This is a genomic window from Undibacterium sp. RTI2.2 (genome assembly GCF_035018705.1).
In the GTDB taxonomy this organism is placed as follows: domain Bacteria; phylum Pseudomonadota; class Gammaproteobacteria; order Burkholderiales; family Burkholderiaceae_D; genus Undibacterium.
This window is the reverse complement of the sequence record NZ_JASJXN010000028.1, coordinates 13,664-38,825: the sequence shown is the minus strand read 5'-3', so window position 1 is coordinate 38,825 and position 25,162 is coordinate 13,664. Positions and strand designations below refer to the sequence as shown.

Sequence of the window (25,162 nt, the reverse complement as noted above, 5' to 3'; positions counted from 1 at the left end):
TCCATAGATTATCTGGTCAATAACCATCATTAGTGGCTATACTCCCCATAAAACTGTAGAGTCGTATCAAATCACATCATAGCAATATTTATGAATGCCTAACATCAGCGCATTGTGCACGATGTCTTAAAGCATGATCCATCAATACCAGCGCCAGCATCGCCTCAGCAATCGGTGTGGCACGGATACCAACACAGGGATCATGCCGGCCAAAAGTTTCCACCATGACTGGGTTGCCGTCCTTATCAATCGAACGACGTGGTGTACGAATAGACGATGTGGGCTTAATTGCAATCGAAACCGTAATATCTTGCCCGGTTGAAATCCCCCCTAAAACACCACCGGCGTTATTGCCGACAAATCCCTCGGGTGTCAGCTCGTCGCCATGCTCGGAACCACGCTGGGCAACGCACTTAAAACCAGCACCAATCTCTACGCCCTTAACTGCATTAATCCCCATCATTGCGTAAGCGATTTCTGCGTCCAATTTATCGTAAATCGGTTCACCCAATCCAATCGGGACGCCGCTCGCTACCACATCAATCCGCGCACCGATCGAATCACCGTCTTTACGTAGGGCGTCCATGTAATCCTCTAGCTGTGTAATCAAAGCAGGATTATTGTTGGGGGCAAAGAAGGGGTTATCAGACACATGCGCCCACGATTCAAACGGGATCACGATATCGCCCAATTGGCTCATTCCGCCTTTAAAGGTCGTACCATACTGTTGAAAAAGCCACTTTTTGGCAATCGCTGCGGCACCAACCACTGGCGCGGTCAAACGTGCAGAAGAACGACCGCCACCGCGTGGATCGCGGATGCCGTATTTATTCCAGTAGGTAAAGTCGGCGTGTCCGGGGCGAAAAGTCTCGGTAATGTTGCCGTAATCCTTGCTGCGCTGGTCTTGGTTGCGGATCAATAGACCGATCGGTGTACCTGTCGTTTTACCTTGATACACACCAGACAAAATTTCTACCGTATCTGGCTCCTGCCGTTGCGTGACATGGCGCGATGTACCCGGTTTGCGACGATCTAATTCAGGCTGTATATCCAGCTCTGACAATTCAAGCCCCGGAGGGCAACCATCAATTACACAACCGATTGCAGGGCCATGCGACTCACCAAAAGTCGTCACGGTGAACAGTGTTCCAAATGTATTACCAGACATAATATTTGCAGGATTTGTTTCGAAATTGCCTTGATTTTAACAGCGATGACGGCGTAAGAGTCGCTTTCGGGTAAGGTATTCGCGAGGAAAAGTACGTAAATCTCGACACAAAATTTGGTTTTATGAATTTTGTCCACATAAGTCGAGAAATATTTGTACTTCTTGTTTTATACTGACTCAATACAACAAATCCGACTTGGCTGTTTGATCATTTAATGCGATAGTTCACGTAAAGTTACAATCAAAGAAAGTAATACACGTAGCAATATATAAATCCTTTCTTGGAGTCGCACCTCAGATGAATGCAATGATCCACTCTTCCGAAGATGATCTGGTTTTTCTGGATGAACCAGAGGCTAGTGATGCTTCGGCAGTGAGCAAGCTTCACCCAACATGGCGCATTATGATCATCGATGATGATCCTGATGTCCATTCAGCGACGACATTTGCGCTCGGCAGCCTGGAGATTCAGCACCGGCCGCTTAGTTTCTTACATGCATACTCGGCTGCAGAGGCACGTGACATTCTCCAGAGCGAAACTGATATAGCGATTATTCTGCTTGATGTCGTAATGGAACAAGAAGACGCCGGCCTGCAACTCGTTAGTCATATCAGAAAAACCTTAGGCTTATCCGACGTGCGGATTATCTTACGCACCGGACAACCTGGTTACGCACCTGAGATTGATGCGATCCGCGACTACGACATCAATGATTACAAAACCAAATCAGAGCTGACACGCACCAAGCTATACACTGCCGTTACATCAGCAATTCGTTCCTATGAACAAATCTGTGCCATCAGCTCCAGCCGCCGAGGATTAGAACTCATCATTAATGCCAGTACGGAGTTAATGGCGTTGCAGGGCTTACAAAATTTCGCCCTTGGGGTTTTAACGCAAATATCTGGTTTGCTAGGTGGACATCCTGAGGGCTTTGTTTGCGCTCAACAGGGTGGCAATCCTGAAAATGAATTACTCGTTATTGCAACAACCTTTTCTTTTAACGAATGGATTGATCGCCCCCTAGGTGACGTCGCCCAAGAAAGTGTGCATGCCATTGTGCAGCGTTCTATGCAAGGACGTAGCAATCTGTATGAACCTGAATCGACCACACTTTATTTTAGTAATGTCGCGGATCGGGATCTGACTGTCTACCTGAATAATGGTCTTGATCTTAATGACATGGATAAACGGCTGCTGGAAGTGTTCTGCAGCAACGTCTCCGTTGGCCTAGATAATGTCATGCTGACCTCGCGCTTGCACAGCTATGCGTTTTACGATCCTCTGACTGGCTTAGCCAATCGCTTAAAGTTACTGCAAACGTTGAATGAAACCTTGCAATCGCCACTCAAAAAACAAAGTGCATTGTCCTTAATTGACATTGACCATTTTGCAGAAACCAATGATGCGCTTGGTCACCAGTTTGGCGACATGTTGCTATGCGCTGTCGCGCAACGGCTGACAAAACATTTTGGCAACGATTGTCAGCTAGCACGCGTAGGCAGCGATACTTTTGCGCTACTAGGTGATGAAGAAATGGTCTGCCCTGATGCGATTTTGGCGCTCTTCCACCCTCCTGTCCAAGTTGACCGTCAAGATGTACAGTTGTCAGCAACAATTGGTTTAGTCGCCCTTGGCGATTACGATGGCGACGGATCAGAGGCACTAAAAGATACTAACATTGCGTTAAAACGTGCCAAATCACATCAACGCGGTGGGTTTGTCTATTTCACCAGAGATATGGGAGTAGAGATCCGCGAACGTGTTCGTCTGATGCATGCTTTACGCTCTGCGTTTGAGAGCGAAAAACTATTCTTGGTATTCCAACCGCAAGTCGATATGCGTAATGGTCGGGTAGTTGGCGCGGAAGCTCTGCTACGCTGGAAGACGGATGAGGGCAAATTTATCCCTCCCGATCAATTTATTCCGATTGCCGAATATTCTGGCTTGATCGTTGATATTGGTGAATGGGTTTTGCGTACGGCGTGCCACGAACTCGTCCATCTGCGCAGTCTAGGTTACGAAGATTTCCAAATGGCGATTAACGTATCTCAAGCACAGTTTTCTCACCCGCTGTTTATGCAGTCCTTGCACAATGCATTGGCTGATACCAAAGCGCCGCCAGAGAGAATAGAACTAGAAATCACCGAATCCATGGCGATGAAAGACCCTGAACTGCTGATCAAAACGCTGTATCAAATCAAACAGTTAGGCATCAAAGTATCGATTGACGATTTCGGCACGGGATTCTCATCTTTAAGTCACTTACAAAAACTTGATGTAGACAAACTGAAGATCGATCGCGCCTTCGTCAACGAAATACAAGAAAATTCTGGTGATGGCAGTATCGCCAAGATGGTCGTGCAATTAGGGCAAAGTCTGGAGCTTTCTATCATCGCCGAGGGTGTAGAAAGCGAAATGCAAGCACAAACATTAATGTCGTTTGGCTGTCATTTGGCGCAGGGTTATTACTATGCAAAACCTATGACCAAGCAGGATTTACATCCTTGGTTAGAAAATCAAAAGCAATTAGTAAAAAATACTTAGTTCCGTTTACTAGGTCTGCTGATATCAAATTATTTCAATAGTGGCGCAGTCAGGTGATCAGACAGATCACTGATATGTGCCACTTTCTTATTTAATTACTTATTTAATTACTTCATTGATTTTTACCGACCATCATGATCATTTTAAAATGCTGCTCATTACTTTTATTATCTAAATAAAAACTTACATCACTCTTATGATCACGAACAGCAATGAGCTTCATCAACAATCTTCATAGCAGGTAAGACATCATTTTTTCGCTATATCTTGAAAAACATACTGTTGCTCCTGCACACTAAGCTCACTTTTACTGATTCTGTCCCAGTTTATTTGCAGACTGTCGCAAGCCTGTAGCGATCGCTCCAGCATTTCTCTAAAGTCACAACATGCCATATAAAACATTATCTTTGCTACCAAGCTAATCAGCCAATATCAGTTAGTAGAAATAAGATAACTTAGAGAGAAATTCATCATGAACCCGAATACACTTCAAACAAGTAAAGAGTTTGCTACTAGTTTTTTACGCTGGCTCAGCAAGGCTTTTGACAAAACTGCCGCTTGGGTAACGCAATTGTCCTGGTGGAAGTTTTTCTTATTCGCCATAGTCACAATGATCGCGGGTGCGATCCTTCAAGATAATCTTTTTAGTTCTGAAGAGAGTGTTGTCGTCACTAAGAAAAAAGCAGCGAAAAAAGCGAGTAAATCCAAAGCAATTAGCGACGGCGATACCAATATTGAGATTGATGGGACTGGTATCCATATCCGCAAAAACAAAACCGATGGTGATGGCAAACAAATTGAGATCGATGAGAATGGCATTCGCGTTTTAAACGGCAATAGCAGCACACCAACAGAACCTGCTGCGCCGGTCGCACCAGCAAGTGCCGCGTCTGAAGCCTCAGCCGCAGCACCTGCTGCGCCTGCAGCACCAGTCATCAGTAAAAATGGGCAAGATGATATTCACATCAAGCTACCGCCAGAGGTCGCACAGGAAATCAGCAATGATATTGAAGATGCCGTTGCCGACGCTGCGGATGAAGAGGTAAAGAGTTACCAGAAAAAATCATCCAAATGGTTTATCAACTTTGTGATGTTATTGATTTTTGGCCTGCTTGGTATGAAGGCGTTAATGGGTGGGAAAGTCCGAGCGGAAGAAAAGGCCAAACAAGCCAATGCCTCTGCTGAGCGTGAATCATTGCTGCGTCAAGTCAGCGAGGCACAGATGCAAATGATGCAAGCGCAAGTCGAACCGCACTTCTTATTTAACACGCTGGCATCGGTAGAATATTTGATTGAAACCGACCCGCCTCGCGCAGCAGCGATGCAACGCAACTTGATCTCTTACTTGCGCGCTGTCTTGCCACAAATGCGCGAAAACGCCGCAACAACCAATTTGGGACGCGAGGCGGATATGGTCAGGTCTTATCTGGATCTATTAAAAATGCGGATGGAAGAACGATTAGAGGTTGACTTCATCATGCCAGAAGGATTGCGCAGCGCCTCTTTCCCTCCGATGATGTTGCAGTCGCTGGTTGAGAATGCGATTAAGCATGGGTTAGAGGTCAAAGCCGAAGGTGGCACGATTCGCTTCCATGCAGAAGTAGCGCACAACAAATTGCGGGTATCGGTATCAGATAACGGATTAGGCTTTGGTGCAATGCCGAGTAACGGCACGGGCTTAGGTTTGCAAAATATTCGTGAACGGCTGAAACTTATTTACAAAGAAAAAGGGCAAATGGTCATTACACCCAATCAACCGACAGGCGTTTGCGTTACTATAGAAATCCCTTATGAGTTAGCCAACTAAACGGAATTGACGAACTATGCCAACCGATATGCCAACCGCCATAATCGCCGATGATGAAAGACTGATGCGCGACCAGTTAAGGTCACGCCTGGAACAAGTCTGGCCAGAATTGCAGATTCTCGATGAAGCCAAAAATGGCGAAGAAGCTGTGCAGTTAGTAGAAACATTACAGCCTGACTTTGCCTTTCTCGATATTCGCATGCCTGCCAAAACAGGCTTAGAAGCCGCCAAGGAAATTGGCAACAAAGCGCATATCGTGTTTATCACTGCCTATGATCAATATGCAATAGAGGCGTTTGATCATGGCGCAGTCGATTATGTGCTGAAGCCAGCAGATGTGGAGCGACTGACGCGTACCGTAGAGCGGTTAAAAACGCGACTACATAGCCAAGCCGAGCCTAATGACATGAGCAATATGCTGGCGCAATTAGCCAAGCAGATGGGAATCGGCAAACAAAGTTATTTGCAATGGATACAAGCATCTATTGGTCAAGAATTACGTTTGATCCCGGTCGAAGAAATTTTGTTTTTTCAATCAGACGAAAAATACACCCGGGTACAAACAGCAAGCTACGAGGCATTGATCCGGAAGCCCGTGCGCGATCTGGCGGAAGAGCTGGACCCTGCCCTGTTTTGGCAAATTCATCGGGCAACCCTGGTCAATGCCAAAGCGATTTCTGGCGTAGTGCGCGACATGCGGGGACGGCATCTAGTGCAAGTCAAAGGACTAACAGAGAAGCTGGAAGTCAGTCGTAGCTTTGTGCATCTGTTTAAACAAATGTAAGCGAATAGCGGCGATCAGATCAACAAACGGTACGCAGTTGAAAAAAGCCTGATAAACGTGATGCTTGTCAGGCTTTTTAATATACTGCCCCTATGTATATTAAATCGTCCAGAGAAAATATGGACGATAAGGCATATTTACCAAAAAACAGGGGGAGTATTTATAATATGTGCCGTCCGACCCACCATGCAATCGCGGCGACAAAGGCAGAGGCAGGTATAGTCAAAATCCAGGCCCAGACAATATTACTAGCAACACCCCAACGCACTGCAGACATCTTTTGGGCAGAACCCACGCCCACAATCGCACCAGTAACAGTGTGTGTCGTGGAGACAGGAATGCCCATGGCGGTGGCAAAAAATAAGGTCGCAGCGCCTGCTGTCTCTGCACAAAAACCGCCTACAGGTTTTAACTTTGTAATTTTTTGTCCCATAGTTTTGACAATGCGCCATCCGCCAAACAAAGTCCCCATACCGATCGCGGTATAACAACAGATAATCACCCAGAGCGGTGGCGAAGTATCTGCTTGTGCAGAATAACCGGCAGAGATCAGCAGCATCCAGATGATCCCCATGGTTTTTTGAGCGTCGTTACCGCCATGCCCCAGGCTAAACATGGAAGCGGATAAAAGCTGCAAACGACGAAACCATTTATCAACCTTCATCGGCGTCGATTTAACGAACAACCACGACACCAATAACATCATTAAAGAACCGAGAAAAAACCCCAACAGAGGAGACACAACGATAAACACGATCGTCTTGATCAAGCCAGCAGAAATCAATGCGCCAGTGCCTGCTTTAGCTACCGCCGCACCAACCATACCACCAATTAATGCATGCGATGAGGACGATGGAATACCAAAATACCAGGTCACAAAATTCCAAAAAATCGCCCCAACTAATGCGCCAAAAATCACATAATGATCAACTACACTGGGATCGATCGTACCTTTACCGATCGTGGTTGCAACAGTCAATGGAAAAACTACAATGGCGAGCACATTAAAAAATGCCGCCATCGCGACTGCTTGCTGAGGCTTTAATACGCCGGTAGAAACAACGGTAGCAATAGCATTCGCTGCATCATGAAAGCCATTCATAAAATCAAATAACAGAGCTAGCACCACCAGAAATATGATGAGGTACAGGCTCATATGGAAGGTTTGCATGGGAATCACTTCTCTTTTAAGCACTCTCGGAGCTGAGAGTTAATACTAAATAAAACGACAGGCAAGTTAGATGCTTAGATACTGCCGGTACACATACTTGTAGCATCTGAACTAGCAGAGCAATGTCTTGCCAGTTTCATCGTTACGCGTTTTCGACAATAATGCCTTCAATAATATTGGCGACGTCTTCGCAACGATCTGTCACGGTTTCCAGAATCTCGTAAATCGCTTTCAATTTAATCAGGTTACGGACATCCGGTTCATCACGAAACAATTTAGACATCGCTGCACGCATGACGTGATCCGCATCCGATTCCAAGCGATCAATCTCTTCGCAGATCAACAAAATCTCGCGGGAGTTTTTCATGTTATTTAAGAGTCCAACCGCAGCCTTTACCTTTTCTGCGCAGGCCAGACATAACTCAGCCAAACGTTTAGCCTCTGGTGTAATCTCACGGACGTCATACAAAGAGATTGTTTGTCCAGCATCTTCCAGCAAATCCAAAATATCATCCATGCGGGTAATCAGCTGGTGGATATCGTCACGGTCCAGCGGCGTGATGAAGGTTTTGTGCAATAACTCTATCGTGTTGTAGGTAACTGTATCGGCCTGTTTTTCTATACCTTCAATTGCATGTACACGGTGCTCAAGGTCATCAAAATTGGTCATCAAGGCGACCATTTCTTTGGCACCTTTAACGCATAATTCTGCATGCTGGTTAAAGAGCTCAAAAAATTTACCCTCAGTGGGCATCAATCGTCCAAACATATTGTTCTCGCTAGAAGTAAAAATACTGAAATCGCTCCAGATCAAAAAGAAGCATTTGAATAATCTGGATACTGCTAAATAGTCGTACGACTATTCGTTGTCACCGTAAATAGACAGTGAGCCTGTGTAATTATCGAACTTGGTGTATTCACCCAAAAAGGTTAAACGTACGCTACCAATAGGACCGTTACGCTGCTTACCAATAATGATTTCGGCGGTACCTTTATCTGGAGAGTCCGGGTTATAAACCTGATCACGGTAGATAAATAGAATGACGTCAGCATCTTGCTCAATCGCGCCAGACTCCCGCAAATCGGACATTACCGGACGTTTATTCGGCCTTTGCTCCAACGAACGATTGAGCTGAGAGAGTGCGATTACTGGGCACTGCAACTCTTTTGCTAAACCTTTTAAGCTGCGGGAAATTTCGGATATTTCTGTCGCACGGTTTTCACCTGCAGTGTTACCTGACATCAGTTGCAAGTAATCGATAATAATCAAACCCAGTTTGCCACATTGACGTGACAAACGACGCGAGCGAGCGCGCAATTCAATTGAACTCAGCGCAGGCGTCTCATCAATATATAACTGCGCGTCGTTCATTTTTTGAATCGCATGGGTCAGACGCGGCCAATCTTCATCGACCAACCGACCTGTACGCAGTCGGTGTTGGTCCAAGCGACCGACAGAGCCAAGCATACGCATGGCTAATTGAGCGCCACCCATTTCCATCGAAAACACAGCGACTGGCAAACCACTTTCAATTGCGACGTTTTCACCGATATTGATAGAGAACGCCGTTTTACCCATTGATGGGCGACCTGCAACAATGATCAAATCGCCAGGTTGCAAACCGGAAGTCATCCGATCCAGATCCGTAAAGCCCGTTGGTACGCCGGTGATATCGCTCGTGTGATCGCGGTTATACAACTCATCAATTCGCTCAACCACTTGTGTAAGCAAAGGTTGAATAGCAGTGAAGCCTTGAGCGCCACGGGAGCCCTCTTCTGCAATCGCAAAGATTTTTGACTCTGCCTCATCCAGCATTTGCTTTACTTCTTTACCTTGCGGATTAAAGGCATTTCCAGCGATTTCGTCAGAGACTGAAATCAATTTGCGCAATACACCTCGGTCACGCACAATTTCGGCATAACGACGAATATTTGCGGCGGAGGGAGTATTTTGTGCCAGCGCATTTAAATACGTCAAACCACCAGCGTCGTCTGCTTTATTCAGGCCAGTCAGTGCCTCGTAAACGGTAATAACGTCGGCTGGCTTAGTCGCATTAATCAGCTTAACAATTGCCTGAAAAATAATCCTATGGTCATATCGATAGAAATCATCCTCGCGGATAAAGTCGGCGATTCTATCCCACGCAGCATTATCTAATAGTAAGCCGCCCAAAACAGATTGCTCAGCTTCGATGGAATGTGGCGGGACGCGAATGGAATCTAATTGCGGATCGGAAGGTGCTTTCATGGCGCGCATTATACCTTTTTATTCAATATCGAAATCAACAGAACATGCCTTAATGAAATACATAAATCTGACCATTTATTACTAAGATAACAGGCACAGCCGCTATTAAAAAATACTAAATACCATTTATGCTGCAAGCTTTAAAATAACAAATTAATTAAATCAATACCTGACTGCCAAGACTAATTGATCGCTCAATCTTAACGACGTAAACGTTAAAAAGCCGGGCGAACCCGGCTTTTTTAAATACTATGCGACTAAAACTTAAGCGTGCTCGCCCAAGATAGCAACGGTCACATCAACAACTACGTCTGTGTGCAAAGCAACGGCAACAGAGTGATCGCCAACGATCTTTAACGGACCTTGTGGCAAACGAATCTGCGCTTTTTCAACAGCAAAACCTTGCTTGGTCAATGCTTCAGCGATGTCGAAGTTGGTTACGGAACCAAACAAACGACCATCAACACCAGACTTTTGCGAGATTTGCACAGTCAAACCAGACAATTTTTCGCCTTGAGCTTGTGCTGCAGCCAAACGTGCTGCTGCTGCTTTTTCCAACTCTGCGCGTTTTGCTTCGAATTCAGCAATCGCTGAAGTTGTAGCACGGCGAGCCATACGTTGTGGGATCAAGAAGTTACGTGCGTAACCATCTTTAACTTTAACTACATCGCCCAGATTGCCGAGATTAACGACTTTATCAATCAGAATAACTTGCATATTTTTCTCCTAGTACCTTGTCGTCAATTACGCTGTGTGCAAATCAGTGTACGGCAGCAACGCTAAGTAGCGTGCGCGTTTGATCGCTGTGTCGACTTGACGTTGGTACAAAGCTTTAGTACCTGTCAAACGTGCTGGCATGATTTTGCCGTTTTCTTGCACGAAATCTTTCAATGTATCGACGTCTTTGTAGTCAACTTGCGCTACATGTGCGGCTGTAAAGCGGCAGAATTTTTTACGCTTGAACAATGGATTTTGTTGTGGGCGCTTATTTTTCAGTTTGCTTTTGTCAAATTTTTTACCGAATGCCATTTGTGGCTCCTAATCTAGTAAATTTGTCTCGAATTCAGTAATGTGAAATACGAGACTTTTGCTGTTACGGTTCTTGCGCGACAAAAAACCTGTGAATTGCATTACAACACCTAACTCTATTTCCATAAATCGCTTTGAAATTTCTCCTGCGGCTAGCGCATTGATTTCAAAATCGACTACACGTTGGGCATTTGCTTGCGTTTGCTTAGAGCTATGTATCAGTACCGCAGAGGCTATCGGAATTCCGGCTGGTGTAAAACGCAGCGCCGATTTTTCTACAATGCTGGCAACGACTTTAAGCTGATTCACTGATTTATGTAGCGTCCTCTAACGTGTCAATTATGCTGCTGGCGCTTCTACGCGTTGCGTTTTAGCAGCATCTTCTTTCTGAACAGATTTCATCATTGGAGATGGCGCTGTTTCAGCTTTCTTCATTTTGACTGTGAGGTGGCGCAGAACTGCATCATTGAATTTGAATGCGGTTTCCAACTCAATCAGAGTCTCAGCATCGCACTCAATGTTCATGCAAACATAATGTGCTTTTGCCAGTTTTTGAATCATGTAAGCCAATTGACGACGGCCCCAATCTTCAATACGGTGTACTTGACCACTACGTGCAACAACTGTGGCTTTGTAACGTTCGATCATTGCAGGCACTTGCTCGCTTTGATCCGGATGTACGATAAATACGATTTCATAATGACGCATATATTCTCCTTGTGGACAATTGAATAGCCCGCCTCGGCGTCAAGACGAGTGCGGGAAGAGGAAAGCCCATAACTATACTGCATTTTGACAATTTACTCAATAGTTTCAATAGCTTATTACATTTACTGCTACCAATTTATGTGTAACACACCCATTGAGAGGACTTAAAAAAATTTTGAGATGAAAAAGATTTTAGGTTTATACTGTACAAAAATACAGGCTGCATATAAACCCAGTCTCACAACTACACGATTGGAATTCGATCATGCTAAAACTCACCGCTCGCCAAGAACAGATTTTAAATTTAATTAAGGACGCGATCCAAAATACTGGATTTCCGCCAACAAGAGCAGAAATTGCGAATGAATTAGGTTTTCGCTCCACCAATGCAGCGGAAGAGCATTTGCAAGCACTAGCACGCAAAGGAGTTATTGAAATTGCTCCGGGTACCTCACGCGGCATACGATTGCTCGATTCCATACTAAGCAGTGGAAGCACCAAGGCTAGGCCTAACTATAGTGCTCAATTAGCGCTACCTCATCCATCACTAATGCAACTTAGTTTGCCGCTAGTTGGCAGAGTAGCAGCAGGATCTCCCATTCTTGCGCAAGAGCATGTGGATACGACCTATCAAGTTGATCCAGCCTTATTTTCAGCTATTCCAGACTATCTGCTCAAAGTGCGTGGTATGTCTATGCGTGATGCCGGTATTTTTGATGGTGATTTGCTCGCAGTAAAAAAATCTAACGAAGCAAAAAATGGACAAATCGTGATTGCCCGTATGGGGGATGATGTTACGGTTAAACGCTATAAAAAATCAGGGGATATGATCGAGCTATTGGCAGAAAATCCTGATTATCCCAATATCAAGATTAATGAACTTGATCAAGACTTTTCACTTGAAGGTTTAGCCGTTGGGCTGCTCAGAACCTGGACTTAAGTTATGTATTACTAGGTATTGGCAATATCAGGAAATTAAAAAAATTCCATCTGTCACGTCCCAACTCAATCAATATACTCCCCACAATCTTTTTGAAAAACATGATTTTACTCAATTGGTGCATAGACAATTAAAATATACTCACCCATAGTATGCAATAACTCCGATTAAATGCATAAAATTTTATGTTTCGAGCCTACTTTCATCGTCTCGACAAAAGTTAAATTATCGGTCAATTTAATTTACTATTTAGACAATGATTTAAAGATTAGATAACCCAGAAAATCAATTATGAATAAAAAATGGCCACTAGGTAACTAGCGGCCATTTTAATTTCTTTAGTTTTTAATCAGAGAAAACTATCTGATTAAAACCAAATTTCGGATCAGGCTCAATGCTTTACAACACCACCAACATCAACGCCACCTTCAACTTTAGTGGCCGTAGCAGCTACTAAAACTTCTTCATCAGTCAAAGCAACTGGCTGACGTTCTAAAGCAATTTCTAAGACTTTATCTATCCAACGCACTGGAATGATTTCTAGCTTATTTTTGACGTTATCAGGAATCTCAGTTAAATCTTTAGCATTCTCTTCAGGAATTAAAACCGTCTTAATTCCGCCTCGATGAGCGGCCAATAATTTCTCTTTTAGACCACCGATAGGCAATACTTCACCACGCAAGGTAATCTCACCAGTCATCGCTACATCTGCACGTACCGGTATCCCGGTAAAAACAGATACCAGAGCTGTCGTCATAGCAATACCAGCGGAAGGACCATCTTTTGGCGTTGCCCCCTCTGGAACGTGAATATGAATATCACTTTTTTCAAACACATCTGGCTTAATACCCAAGCGCTTCGCACGACTGCGAACTACGGTGCGAGCAGCTTCAATCGACTCCTTCATCACATCGCCTAAAGTACCGGTACGTATCACGCCACCTTTACCAGGCATTGCAACTGCTTCAATTGTCAATAAATCGCCGCCGACTTCAGTCCACGCAAGACCAACGACTTGTCCAACCTGGTTATCTTTGACCGCCACACCAAAATCGTAACGACGAACACCCAAAAACTTATCAAGATTTTTTGATGTAATCGTTGCTTTCTTTTCACTCTTTTTAAGTAAGAGCATTTTAACGACTTTGCGACAAATTTTTGATAACTCACGCTCTAAGGAACGTACCCCTGCTTCTCTAGTGTAATAACGAATAATGTCTCGAATAGCACTTTCAGCAACACTGATTTCACCATCCTTCAAACCATTATTTTTAATTTGTTTAGGAAGTAAGTAACGCTGGGCAATGCTAGCTTTTTCGTCTTCGGTATAACCCGACAAACGAATAACCTCCATACGATCCAACAAAGCTGGCGGAATGTTGTATGAATTAGAGGTCGCTACAAACATAACATCTGATAAATCGAAATCAACTTCGATGTAATGATCAGAAAAAGTATGGTTTTGTTCAGGATCTAGCACCTCAAGTAACGCAGAAGACGGGTCGCCACGGAAATCCGCCCCCATTTTATCTACTTCATCCAGTAAAAATAATGGATTACGCACGCCTACTTTCGATAAGCTTTGCAATATCTTACCGGGCATAGAGCCAATATAAGTGCGTCGATGACCGCGGATCTCCGCCTCGTCACGAACACCGCCCAGCGCCATACGTACAAACTTACGATTAGTAGCACGTGCTATAGATTGACCAAGGGAGGTCTTACCCACACCTGGGGGGCCGACCAAACACAATATTGGCGCTTTCAGTTTATCAACGCGCTGTTGTACGGCAAGATATTCCAGAATACGCTCTTTGACCTTATCTAAACCAAAGTGATCATCTTCCAACACTTTTTCAGCGTTAGTTAAATCATTGTTTACCTTGGATTTTTTCTTCCAAGGTAAATTAACGATCGTGTCTATATAGTTGCGAACAACAGTTGCCTCAGCAGACATAGGCGACATCATTTTAAGCTTTTTCAACTCATTCATCGCTTTGTTATGCGCTTCTTTCGGCATCTTTGCGGCTAGAATTTTCTTTTCTAACTCATCGATGTCAGCACCTTCATCACCTTCACCGAGTTCTTTTTGAATCGCTTTTACTTGCTCATTCAAATAGTATTCACGCTGAGATTTTTCCATCTGACGCTTAACACGGCCACGGATACGCTTTTCTACTTGCAGAATGTCAAGCTCACCCTCCAATTGACCAAGCAAATGTTCTAAACGTTTGGCAACGCTAAAAATTTCCAGAATGACTTGCTTTTGCTCTAGCTTCAAAGGCAAATGTGCAGCAATCGTATCGGCTAACCGACCCGCATCATCAATTCCGGAAAGTGATGCCAAAATTTCAGGTGGGATTTTTTTATTCAGTTTTACATATTGATCAAATTGCTGAACGATTGCACGGCGCATTGCCTCTACTTCAGAGTCATCACCCTCTTCCAGCGCAACAGGAGTGAGCTCTGCTGTGAAGTGAGACTCTGTTTCAGTAATCTTGTGGATACGTGCACGCTGCGCACCCTCGACCAGCACCTTAACAGTGCCGTCTGGCAATTTCAACATTTGTAAAATATTGGCAATGCAGCCGATTTCGTAAATATCGTCAGCAGATGGCTCATCTTTTGCTGCAGCTTTTTGTGCCGCCAACATGATGCTCTTGCCCTGCTCCATTGCTGCTTCCAAAGCTTTAATGGACTTTGGACGCCCCACAAATAAAGGAATAACCATGTGTGGAAACACAACCACATCGCGCAGTGGCAATAAAGGCAATTCGGTTTGTTCAGTAATTATAGAAGTTGTCATGGCGCACCTTATTCAAAATTTCTAGTATATAGATTGGCGCACTAGGCTAAATCTCAAGCCCGTCATCCGAAAAACAATAAAAAAAGCCACTCAGAGAGAAACTCCGGGTAGCTTTTCGATTGAAGCTCAATTTTATTGTGTAATTAATTGTACTGCTTATTCCAAATACCGTGGATCAATTATGACATTCACCCACAATTTTAAAGGATTAAGATTTTATACCTGACACCTTCGGTTGCTCGTCGTAAATCAACAAAGGTTTTGCGCCATTGGTAATAGTATTTTCATCAATAACCACTTTAGAAACATTTTGCTCGCTAGGCAAATCATACATAACATCTAGCAACGCGTGCTCAAGAATAGATCTTAAGCCTCGTGCACCTGTTTTACGTGCGATTGCTTTTTTTGCAATTGCTTGCAAAGCTGCTGGCCTGATTTCAAGCTCAGCACCCTCCATTTCAAGCAATTTAGAATATTGCTTGATCAGCGCATTCTTCGGCTCGACCAAGATTTGAATTAATGCCGTCTCATCAAGCTCGTTGAGAGTTGCAATCACAGGCAAACGACCGACAAGCTCAGGGATCAAACCAAAACGAATCAAATCTTGCGGTTCTGCATCTTGCATAACCTGGCTAGCACTCTTCTCTGCCTGACTTTTCACGCTAGCAGAAAATCCTATGCCGCTGCGTTCAGAGCGGTCAGAAATAATCTTAGCCAAACCATCAAATGCACCGCCACAAATAAACATAATATTTGTGGTATCGATCTGAATGAAATCTTGATTAGGGTGTTTGCGCCCTCCCTGCGGTGGCACGGATGCCATCGTACCCTCAATCAATTTCAATAATGCTTGCTGTACGCCTTCTCCAGAAACATCGCGGGTAATTGAAGGATTATCTGACTTACGAGATATTTTATCGATTTCATCAATATAAACGATCCCTTTTTGGGCTCGCTCAACTTCATAGTTGCAGTTTTGAAGCAGCTTTTGAATAATATTTTCAACGTCTTCGCCTACATAGCCAGCCTCAGTCAAAGTTGTCGCATCAGCAATTACAAACGGCACATTGAGCATACGTGCTAAAGTTTGTGCAAGTAAGGTCTTACCTGACCCAGTTGGGCCGACCAAAAGGATATTGCTCTTAGATAGCTCAATACCATCTTTTTTACCAAGATGCTTTAAGCGCTTGTAATGATTATAAACAGCTACAGCAAGAATACGTTTTGCTGTTACTTGACCAATTACATATTGATCAAGCAAAGCTGTAATTTCTAAAGGTGTTGGCAGATCAGTTTTTGCACTGGAAATAGATTCCAAGTTGCCAACTTCGTCACGAATAATATCGTTACACAGATCGATGCATTCATCGCAAATGAAAACAGACGGACCTGCAATTAGTTTTTTAACCTCATGTTGGCTTTTGCCACAAAAAGAACAATATAAAAGCTTTTCGCCAGTGGAGGATTTTTTATCAGGCATAGTACGTATATCTTTAACAGGAATTAAGCAAAAATTAAGCGAGAATAATTTTGATATTAACCGTAAATCCGATATATGTCATTGAAGAAGGACACGAAAATACGAAGATAACAAATCAATATAAAACCCGCTAGCAATTTAATTATAGAGCACAATAAAAAACGTCCGCACTTAATAAGCGCGGACGTCTTCTAATTACTCAATATTTTTAGTATATCAGGCGCGATGCGTTAAGACTTTATCGATTAAACCATACTCCGCTGCAGATTCGGCCGACATAAAGTTGTCACGATCAGTATCTTTCGCAATTTGCTCAACTGTCTGGCCAGTTTTGTCAGCTAGGATTCCATTCAAACGTTCACGCAGGTACAAAATTTCACGCGCCTGTATTTCTATGTCAGAGGCTTGACCTTGAGCACCACCCAAAGGTTGGTGAATCATAATACGAGAATTTGGCAGTGAGAAACGTTTGCCTTTCGCACCAGCAGCCAATAAAAATGCACCCATTGACGCGGCCAAACCTGTACACAAAGTGGATATATCAGGCTTAATAAATTGCATGGTATCATAAATCGCCATACCAGCTGATACAGAGCCACCCGGAGAATTAATGTAAAGCGAAATATCCTTATCAGGATTTTCACTTTCCAAAAACAATAACTGAGCTACGATTAAATTTGCAGCTTGATCATTTACTGGCCCAACTAGAAAGATCACACGCTCTTTTAACAAGCGAGAGTAAATGTCGTAAGCACGTTCGCCGCGACCACTTTGCTCTATAACCATAGGCACCATACCGAGCATGTTGGTATCTAATGCTGAACCACGAATAATGCCTGTCATTGGATTTCCCTTTAGTTATTGCGCGTTGTTACCCATTAATTCATCAAAAGGTAACACCTTGTCAGTGACTTTTGACTTACCTAAGACATAGTTAACGACGTTTTCTTCTAATACAAGGGCTTCAACTTCAGCTAAGCGATTACGGTCACTAAAATAATATTTAACGACCTGCTGAGGATCTTCATAGCTCTGAGCGAAATCTTCGACTTGCGCTTTAATCTGCTCAGCAGTTGCTTGCAAATTATTAGCTTTTACTAACTCAGCCAATATCAATCCTAAACGAACACGGCGTTCCGCTTGCGCCGTAAACAATTCTGGTGGGAATGGAACATCTGCAACATTCATACCGCGCTGAGCCATGTCTTGACGAGTCATCTCTGCCAAGCGTTGACCGTCTTGCTCTACCAAGGATTTTGGCACATCAAATTCTACGGCTTTAACTAAAGCATCCATTACACTATCTTTAGTTTTAGCTTTAACGCGACCTTTAACTTCACGCTCAAGATTTTCTTTGATATCAGCGCGCATTTTGACTAAATCACCATCGTCTACACCTAGACTTTTTGCAAATTCAGCGTCAACATCAGGAAGATGTGCCCACTCTAGTTTTTTCAGAGTGACAGTGAACTCTGCAGTTTTACCAGCTACATCTTTACCGTGATAATCTGATGGAAACGACAATGGGAATGTTTTGCTCTCGCCAGATTTCAAGCCTAACGTAGCAGCTTCAAATTCAGGCAACATACGACCCTCGCCTAGCACAAAAGCAAAATCTTCAGCTTTGCCGCCAGCAAACTCTACACCATCAATTTTACCAACGAAGTCTAAAGTCGCACGATCACCATTTTTTGCCGATAAGTCACCACCGTCTCCATGAGCACCTTGCTCACCTTTGGCATGAAAGTGAACGCGTTGCTTGCGTAAAATATCGATAGTTTTATCAATTTCCGCATCGGATACTTCAGCTTTAACTTGTTCTACTTCTGCAGAAGACAAATCACCAACTACAACATCTGGATATATTTCAAACGTTGCGTCGAAGGCTAAACTACCTTCGGCTACGCCTTCACCAGATTTTGGTTCAATGCGTGGATATCCAGCGACGCGCAATTTATTCTCGTTAGCAGCGACATTAAATGCCTGGCCAACTTTATCATTTAAGACTTCATTTTCGACTTGATAACCGTGCTGCGCGGCGACCATTTTCATCGGCACTTTTCCAGGGCGGAAGCCAGGGGCTTTCGCTGTGCGTGCGCGCAATTTCAAACGCTTTTCCACTTCAGATTGCACATCGGCGATCGGAAAAGAAATAGTAAGACGGCGTTCCAATTTATCTAAAGTATCGACTGCAGTTGCCATGAAAATCGTCCAAATAAAAAAAATTCTGTGGTGCGAGGAGGGGGACTCGAACCCCCACACCATTACTGGCGTCAGGACCTAAACCTGGTGCGTCTACCAATTTCGCCATCCTCGCGGGATGAGAACACTTGCCAAAATTAAAAACTGGCACAAAAGCAAAGGGCGACCCGAAATTCAAGTGTCGCCCAAGACTATTGCATGTGGCATTTCAACTCCAGCCACATATTCTACTGGATTTTAATCCGATGTGGCTCTTTTTTAGAGTTTGCTTTGCAATTATTTAGTCAGGCTCACTATATAAACAGTAGCAAGCCCGACTCGCACTCACAATCAGAGCCTATCAAACTGGTCTTTTCACCCTAAACCATGCAGCATATAAAGCAGGTAAAAATAGCAAAGTTAAAGCTGTCGCAATGATCAATCCACCCATGATCGCGACTGCCATTGGCCCCCAAAAAACTGATCGGGACAACGGAATCATCGCTAAAACTGCTGCGGCGGCTGTCAAAATAATTGGACGGAAACGCCTCACAGCCGACTCCACAATCGCGTCCCAAGCGGAAGCGCCTGCTTGAATATCTTGCTCAATCTGATCAATCAAAATAATCGAATTGCGAATAATCATTCCAAACAAGGCAATCACTCCTAGCTGCGCAACAAAGCCGAACGGTCTATGCAATAGTAATAAAGCCATCGCTGCGCCGGCAATACCAAGTGGCCCAGTCAAAAATACCAATAAAGAACGTGAGAAGCTATGCAATTGCAACATCAATAAAGTAAAAATAATGAATATCACTAAAGGTACATTTGCCGATATTGATTCTTGCGCTTTCCCACTATCTGCCGCTGCACCAGCCAATTCAATTTTGTAGCCAGGTAATAACTCAGAGCGAATTTTCTCTAACTTAGGCGAAATCTGGCTGGAAACCGTCGGACCCTGTATGCCATCGACAACGTCACACTGAACCGTAACTGCCCACTCCCGTCCCTCGCGCCAGACTACACCAGGCTCCCAAACCAGATTAATTCTTGCTACTTGAGATAAGGGAACAGACTTACCACTTGCCGTAGGAATATTTGCATCGCCTAACGCATTGATGGTTGATCGCTCATCAACAGGTTGCCGAACCACGATATCAATGAGCTTATTGCCATCCCTAAATTGTCCAACAGTTGAACCTGTCAAAATAGTATTCGCCGCCCGCATTACTGATTGCGAAGTAACACCTAAGGCACGCAATTTATCTTGATCCAAATCGATACGCACAACCTTCACTGACTCATTCCAATTATCATTGACGCCAATAGCATTAGGATTGGCACGCATGACATCTTTAACCCGATCTGCCACCTCACGAACCTTGGCGACTTCTAAACCTGTCACGCGGAACTGCACAGGATAAGGAACAGGTGGACCACTAGGCAACACCTTAACGCGTCCACGTACTTCAGGAAAATCAACTTTAAACACATTGACGATTTTTAAACGTAGCGCGTTTCTAGCCTCAAGATCTTTTGGCAACACAACGATTTGCGCCACATTCGTCTGAGGGAAGATTTGATCTAGCGGCAAATAAAAACGTGGACTGCCAGTACCAACATAGCTGGTCACGCTCTCAACACCTTCTTGTTTTTGAATGAACTGCTCAAACTTTTTAGCCTGTGCCTCGGTCGCCCCGAAGGAACTTCCTTCTGGCAACCACAACTCCACCATCAGTTCAGGGCGACTAGAATCAGGGAAAAATTGCTGCTCAATAAATTTAAAACCGAAAATACCTAAGCCAAAGACACCAAGCGTAATGAGGATGGTAGTTTTTCGCCATTCAACACACCAGGTAACCAGCTTACGGAAACGTGAATAAAATGGTGTGTCAAATAATTCATGATGACCGTCAGCATTAGAGGATGGCTTCACCTTGAGTAGCAAGTAACCAAGGTAAGGAGTAAATAACACCGCCGCCAACCAAGAGATAATCAAAGCTAACGTGTTTACTGAGAACATCGAAAATGTGTATTCCCCCGCGGCAGATTTAGCTAAACCAATCGGCAAAAATCCTGCCGCTGTAATCAAGGTCCCCGTCAACATCGGCATCGCGGTTGACGTGTAAGCAAAAGTCGCGGCATCAAAACGAGAGAAGCCCTCTTCCATTTTGCGCACCATCATCTCAACGGCAATAATGGCGTCGTCGACTAACAGTCCAAGTGCAATAATCAGGGCACCTAGAGAAATTTTATGCAGGTCAATATCAAATATCCGCATAAACAAAAACGTCACTGCCAGCACCAAAGGAATAGTCAAGCCGACGACTAAGCCAGGCCATACATCTAAACGGAATGGTTTAGTATGCAAACCCAAAGCGAGAAAACTCACCGCCAAGACAATAACCACGGCCTCAATTAAAGTATGGACAAACTCGCCAACAGAAGACGCAACCATTTTAGGTTGATCAGAAACGCGTTCAATCTGAATACCAACAGGTAATTTGCTCTTAACCTCGGCTGTCGCTTTTTCGAGATTTTTACCTAGGTCAATAATATTCCCGCCTCGCTCCATGGAAATACCAAGACCAATTACTTCTTTACCGTTGAAGCGCATTTTATCCTGCGGAGGATTTTTATACTCTCGCTTAACTGTCGCAAAATCACCTAAACGAAAAGTGGTTCCATTGGCGCGTAATTGCAGATTTTCTAGATCTTTTACTGTCACTAACGCACCAGAAATCCTGACCTGTAAATTATCTGCTGCGGTCGTTAGAATACCTGTGGCATTAATCGTATTTTGGGAATTAATTTGACTAACAATCGTGTCAAAAGAAACTCCTAACTGAGAAAACTTTTTTTGAGAAAATTCAATATTGATTTTCTCATCTTGCACGCCAAACAACTCAACCTTAGCAACTGTCGGTATGCGCAAAAATTGCTGACGTACAAAGTCCGCATATTCTTTGACCTGCTCATAGGTAAATCCATCGCCAGACAGAGCAAAGATAGATCCGTAGGTATCACCAAATTCATCATTAAAAAATGGACCGAGCACACCAGATGGCAAAGTGCTGCTGATATCTCCAATTTTTTTACGGACTTGATACCAGGATTGTGCGGTCTCTTTTGGTGGAGTCGATTCGCGTAATTGCAAAATGATGAGGGTCTCACCAGGCTTGGAGTAGCTGCGTATTTTGTCTATATACGGCGTCTCTTGTAGTTTCTTCTCAAGTTTATCGGTTACTTGCTCCGCCATCTGCAAAGCAGTTGCACCAGGCCAAACGGCCCTAACCACCATATTACGGAAAGTGAATGGAGGATCTTCATCTTGCCCCAGCCGTCCATAGCTCAAAATGCCGCCTAATAACAGCACCACAATTAAGTAACGGGTTAATGGAATGTGTTCCAGAGCCCACCGCGATAAATTAAAACCTCGGGAGGAATCGCTCATTTAGCCACTCCTGCTACATCGCTAGCTGCTTTAACGGAATCAGTAGTTGGACTGGCACTCGCAAGCTCGCCTCCAAGAATCGATACTTTTTGTCCGACTTTTAATAAATTCACACCAGCTGTCACCACCATTTGTCCTGCTACAACACCCTTGGCAACCAATATATCTTGTCCGGCAGAACCCGCAATGATGACTGGAACTAATTTAACAGCACCACCCTCAACGACCCATACCGAAGTCATATTTTTATCATTAAATAATGCCGTCATCGGCAGACGTATCATTGCATTAGGCGTTTTAGCAGAGAAAGTGACGTAAGCAGTCATGCCTAATCTGACATCTTTAGAATTAGCTGGAAGAGCGACTTTGGCTGTATAAGTGCGAGTCACCGCATCAGCAATTGGCGATAATTCACGTAGCTTCGCCTCTAACACTTCGCCTTGATTCGCCCACAAACGTACCCGGATATCAGAAATTTGGCGTATCGTATTTACTTTATCCTCAGGAATACCTACAACCACATCCATCTCACCGGATTGCGCGACGCGCACTACCGGTGTACCTGCTGCAACGACCTGCCCTACCTCCGCGTCAATCCCGGTAACCACGCCATCTACGTCAGAAATTAGGGTCGTGTAACCAGATTGATTGACCTGATTTTTATATGATGCCTGCGCCTGCTCATAACTCGCTTGAGCCGCTTTATAAGTAGTTTCTTTGGACTCTAATACAGTAGCAGCGACAAAATTCTTTTGTCGCAATTCTTGATAACGCTTGAGTTCTGCTCTGGCCAAATCACGATTGCTCTCCGCCGCCATTAATCCAGCTTTTGCCTGCGTTTGCGCTAACGCCAGGTCTTGCGGATCAAGCTGCATCAATACCTGACCACGTTTTACCAAGTTACCCACATCAACTTTGCGGAGAACGATTTTACCTGCCACTCTAAAACCAAGGCGTGACTCTATCCGTGGGCGCACCTCGCCAGAAAATTCCGTAGCCGAGTCAGCGCTATTTGCACTAGCTTTGACGACTCGTACTGGACGAATATCTTCTACTTTTTCTGCTGGCTTTGAGCATGCAGTTAGCAACAGTACGGTACTCACACCGAGTACAAGAGTATGTTTTGCAATAGATAAACGTATGCCAGATGCTTTGTTTGCATCAGTGAACTCACTGAAATAGTTTTTTTGTACGGTTGGCACGTGGGGTTTCCTTTACTATGCTGGCTGTAAATACCAAGAATATGCGTTTGCCGGATGGCAATCAAAATTTATTACTTTTAAGTTTTGCTTAAATCTTGCTTAAATCTTATTTACGTCTTGCTCAAATCTTATCCCAGCTTTTTTTAAACGTTCTAACGGAATGAATGACAAAACACTTACTGACTGCTAACGGATAGACAAAATACTTTGGGTAGACCATTTGAATATCATTTCAAGTGACTCAATCAGTTACTGACTAAACGGTTAGTAATTATAGTTGCGCAACATTTTTTTGCCAATGACTTTAGAGTCATTTATTTTTTATTGCAATTTCAACCAATGCTATGTCAATAGATCATTACGAAAACTTCCCTGTAGCCTCAATTTTGCTGCCCGAACACTTACGTCCAGCAGTTGAATCTATTTATGCTTTTGCCAGAACGGCGGACGACATTGCAGATGAAGGTGATGCAACCGCAGAACAACGTTTGTTTGCGCTTAACCAATATGAAACGGAATTGACCAAAATAGAATTAAATGAAATAAGTGACATTGGCTTGTTTCAAAAGCTTAATTATTATATTGCGCAATATCGCCTGCCTTTACAAGCCTTTCGGGACTTGCTGTCCGCATTTAAACAAGATGTGGTGATTACCCGCTATCAAAGCTTTACTGAATTATTAGATTATTGCAGACGCTCTGCCAATCCTGTCGGAACGCTCATGTTGCATCTCTATAAGGCGACAACACCGGACAATCTAAAAGACTCCGCAGTAATTTGCTCTGCGCTGCAACTGATCAATTTTTGGCAAGATGTCGCTGTCGATTGGCATAAACAAAGAATCTATCTCCCCTTAGACGACCTGACGCAATTTGGTATTACTGAACAACAAATAGCAAATAAGCAAGTGAATGAAAATTGGCAGCAAATGATGCGATTTCAAACCGACAGAGCACGTACGATGCTGTTAAGCGGAAGCCCACTATGTAAACGTTTAAAAGGTAGGATAGGTTGGGAATTACGTCTTGTTGTACAAGGTGGATTACGTATCTTGGAAAAAATTGACGCTGTTCATGGCGATGTTTTTAGGCACCGTCCATCCATAGGAAAAAGTGATTGGTTGGTGATTGCCTGGCGCGCAATCTGGATGTAAGCGTCGGGGTAAAAACACAAACTCTGTACGCGTGAGTAGTACAAATAAATTACAGGCTGTTGCAAAATTATTATAGCTTTGCCGCGTACAGCACCTTACTATGCGGATACCATGTCGTACACCAATGATCAATACGATGCAATTTTCTTTTCGGGCATAATGATGCGAAATTCTTTTCCTCTTTTTTCCTCCCGCTTATTATGTTGCCTCAGCATGTTGCTTGGCAGTCTGAGTGCCAGTGGATGCACCGTAATCGCAATTGCAGACGCGGCGGTATCTACAACGGTCAAAGTAGGTAGTGCGGTGGTGGGTACTGCGGTTGATGTAACGGCGGCTGGGGTACACGCGGTGACAGGCAGCGGTAAAAAATAAGTAGGGCAAATCAGATTCTGTTTTTAATCTGCTGACGCATCACACTATCCGGCCAATACACCATCTGGCACGTCACTAGGTACATCAACCCGCAACTCAACATCATTAAG

The 25,162-nt window shown here is 43.9% G+C and carries 20 protein-coding genes and 1 tRNA gene; 6 read left to right on the top strand and 15 right to left on the bottom strand.

What is annotated here, in order from left to right; genetic code table 11:
- Nucleotides 1–88: 88 nt before the first annotated feature.
- A complete protein-coding gene (gene aroC, locus QN395_RS14935; protein WP_323492382.1) occupies nucleotides 89–1,168 on the bottom strand; it encodes a chorismate synthase in 1,080 nt (359 codons plus the stop codon).
- A 307-nt stretch (nucleotides 1,169–1,475) separates the two neighbouring features.
- Between aroC and QN395_RS14930 the strand changes: the two genes are divergently transcribed.
- The 3 genes from QN395_RS14930 to QN395_RS14920 all read left to right on the top strand — a co-directional run bounded on the left by QN395_RS14930 (nucleotide 1,476) and on the right by QN395_RS14920 (nucleotide 6,307).
- On the top strand, nucleotides 1,476–3,716 hold the full coding sequence (locus QN395_RS14930) for an EAL domain-containing protein (protein WP_323492381.1): 2,241 nt from the start codon (nucleotides 1,476–1,478) through the stop codon (nucleotides 3,714–3,716).
- A gap of 472 nt (nucleotides 3,717–4,188) precedes the next feature.
- Complete coding sequence (locus QN395_RS14925) at nucleotides 4,189–5,523, top strand: sensor histidine kinase (RefSeq protein ID WP_323492380.1); 1,335 nt, start codon at nucleotides 4,189–4,191, stop codon at nucleotides 5,521–5,523.
- 28 nt (nucleotides 5,524–5,551) lie between these two features.
- Nucleotides 5,552–6,307, top strand: a complete 756-nt coding sequence (locus QN395_RS14920) for a LytTR family DNA-binding domain-containing protein (protein WP_322118565.1) — start codon at nucleotides 5,552–5,554, stop codon at nucleotides 6,305–6,307.
- A gap of 160 nt (nucleotides 6,308–6,467) precedes the next feature.
- Here QN395_RS14920 and QN395_RS14915 read toward each other — a convergent pair whose 3' ends face one another.
- The 7 genes from QN395_RS14915 to rpsF all read right to left on the bottom strand — a co-directional run bounded on the left by QN395_RS14915 (nucleotide 6,468) and on the right by rpsF (nucleotide 11,463).
- Nucleotides 6,468–7,478, bottom strand: coding sequence for an inorganic phosphate transporter (locus tag QN395_RS14915; protein WP_322118564.1), 1,011 nt, complete (start codon nucleotides 7,476–7,478; stop codon nucleotides 6,468–6,470).
- A gap of 142 nt (nucleotides 7,479–7,620) precedes the next feature.
- Entirely contained in the window at nucleotides 7,621–8,247 is a 627-nt protein-coding gene (locus QN395_RS14910; protein ID WP_322118563.1) for a DUF47 domain-containing protein, read from the bottom strand.
- 90 nt (nucleotides 8,248–8,337) lie between these two features.
- Nucleotides 8,338–9,726 (bottom strand): replicative DNA helicase, encoded by a 1,389-nt coding sequence (locus tag QN395_RS14905; protein ID WP_322118562.1) that lies wholly within the window; start codon nucleotides 9,724–9,726, stop codon nucleotides 8,338–8,340.
- Nucleotides 9,727–9,990: 264 nt separating this feature from the next.
- The gene (gene rplI, locus QN395_RS14900; protein WP_322118561.1) at nucleotides 9,991–10,443 is read right to left on the bottom strand and encodes a 50S ribosomal protein L9; all 453 of its coding nucleotides are present in this window, start codon (nucleotides 10,441–10,443) and stop codon (nucleotides 9,991–9,993) included.
- Between the two features lie 27 nt (nucleotides 10,444–10,470).
- Nucleotides 10,471–10,755 (bottom strand): 30S ribosomal protein S18, encoded by a 285-nt coding sequence (gene rpsR / locus QN395_RS14895; RefSeq protein WP_322118560.1) that lies wholly within the window; start codon nucleotides 10,753–10,755, stop codon nucleotides 10,471–10,473.
- A 9-nt stretch (nucleotides 10,756–10,764) separates the two neighbouring features.
- Complete coding sequence (gene priB, locus QN395_RS14890) at nucleotides 10,765–11,064, bottom strand: primosomal replication protein N (protein ID WP_323492379.1); 300 nt, start codon at nucleotides 11,062–11,064, stop codon at nucleotides 10,765–10,767.
- A 30-nt stretch (nucleotides 11,065–11,094) separates the two neighbouring features.
- Nucleotides 11,095–11,463: a 30S ribosomal protein S6 gene (gene rpsF, locus QN395_RS14885; protein WP_322118558.1), complete on the bottom strand. Its 369-nt coding sequence runs from the start codon at nucleotides 11,461–11,463 to the stop codon at nucleotides 11,095–11,097.
- A gap of 265 nt (nucleotides 11,464–11,728) precedes the next feature.
- Here rpsF and lexA point away from each other — a divergent pair, with 265 nt between their 5' ends.
- A complete protein-coding gene (gene lexA, locus QN395_RS14880) occupies nucleotides 11,729–12,403 on the top strand; it encodes a transcriptional repressor LexA (RefSeq protein WP_322118557.1) in 675 nt (224 codons plus the stop codon).
- Nucleotides 12,404–12,794: 391 nt separating this feature from the next.
- Here lexA and lon read toward each other — a convergent pair whose 3' ends face one another.
- The 7 genes from lon to QN395_RS14845 form a co-directional block, all read right to left on the bottom strand.
- A complete protein-coding gene (lon, locus tag QN395_RS14875; protein ID WP_322118556.1) occupies nucleotides 12,795–15,209 on the bottom strand; it encodes an endopeptidase La in 2,415 nt (804 codons plus the stop codon).
- A 208-nt stretch (nucleotides 15,210–15,417) separates the two neighbouring features.
- Nucleotides 15,418–16,689, bottom strand: coding sequence for an ATP-dependent Clp protease ATP-binding subunit ClpX (clpX, locus tag QN395_RS14870; RefSeq protein WP_323492378.1), 1,272 nt, complete (start codon nucleotides 16,687–16,689; stop codon nucleotides 15,418–15,420).
- Between the two features lie 216 nt (nucleotides 16,690–16,905).
- Nucleotides 16,906–17,532 (bottom strand): ATP-dependent Clp endopeptidase proteolytic subunit ClpP, encoded by a 627-nt coding sequence (clpP, locus tag QN395_RS14865; protein ID WP_322118554.1) that lies wholly within the window; start codon nucleotides 17,530–17,532, stop codon nucleotides 16,906–16,908.
- A 15-nt stretch (nucleotides 17,533–17,547) separates the two neighbouring features.
- The gene (gene tig, locus QN395_RS14860) at nucleotides 17,548–18,891 is read right to left on the bottom strand and encodes a trigger factor (protein ID WP_323492377.1); all 1,344 of its coding nucleotides are present in this window, start codon (nucleotides 18,889–18,891) and stop codon (nucleotides 17,548–17,550) included.
- A gap of 28 nt (nucleotides 18,892–18,919) precedes the next feature.
- Nucleotides 18,920–19,006 (bottom strand) — tRNA-Leu (locus tag QN395_RS14855).
- A gap of 225 nt (nucleotides 19,007–19,231) precedes the next feature.
- A complete protein-coding gene (locus QN395_RS14850; RefSeq protein WP_322118552.1) occupies nucleotides 19,232–22,324 on the bottom strand; it encodes an efflux RND transporter permease subunit in 3,093 nt (1,030 codons plus the stop codon).
- The gene (locus tag QN395_RS14845; protein WP_322118551.1) at nucleotides 22,321–23,526 is read right to left on the bottom strand and encodes an efflux RND transporter periplasmic adaptor subunit; all 1,206 of its coding nucleotides are present in this window, start codon (nucleotides 23,524–23,526) and stop codon (nucleotides 22,321–22,323) included. Before QN395_RS14845 ends, QN395_RS14850 begins: the two co-directional genes overlap by 4 nt.
- A gap of 344 nt (nucleotides 23,527–23,870) precedes the next feature.
- On the opposite strand from QN395_RS14845, the gene hpnC reads away from it, so the two are divergent.
- Both hpnC and QN395_RS14835 read left to right on the top strand, forming a co-directional pair.
- Nucleotides 23,871–24,680: a squalene synthase HpnC gene (gene hpnC, locus QN395_RS14840; protein WP_322118550.1), complete on the top strand. Its 810-nt coding sequence runs from the start codon at nucleotides 23,871–23,873 to the stop codon at nucleotides 24,678–24,680.
- Nucleotides 24,681–24,791: 111 nt separating this feature from the next.
- Nucleotides 24,792–25,052, top strand: coding sequence for a hypothetical protein (locus QN395_RS14835; RefSeq protein ID WP_323492376.1), 261 nt, complete (start codon nucleotides 24,792–24,794; stop codon nucleotides 25,050–25,052).
- Nucleotides 25,053–25,162 lie beyond the last annotated feature (110 nt).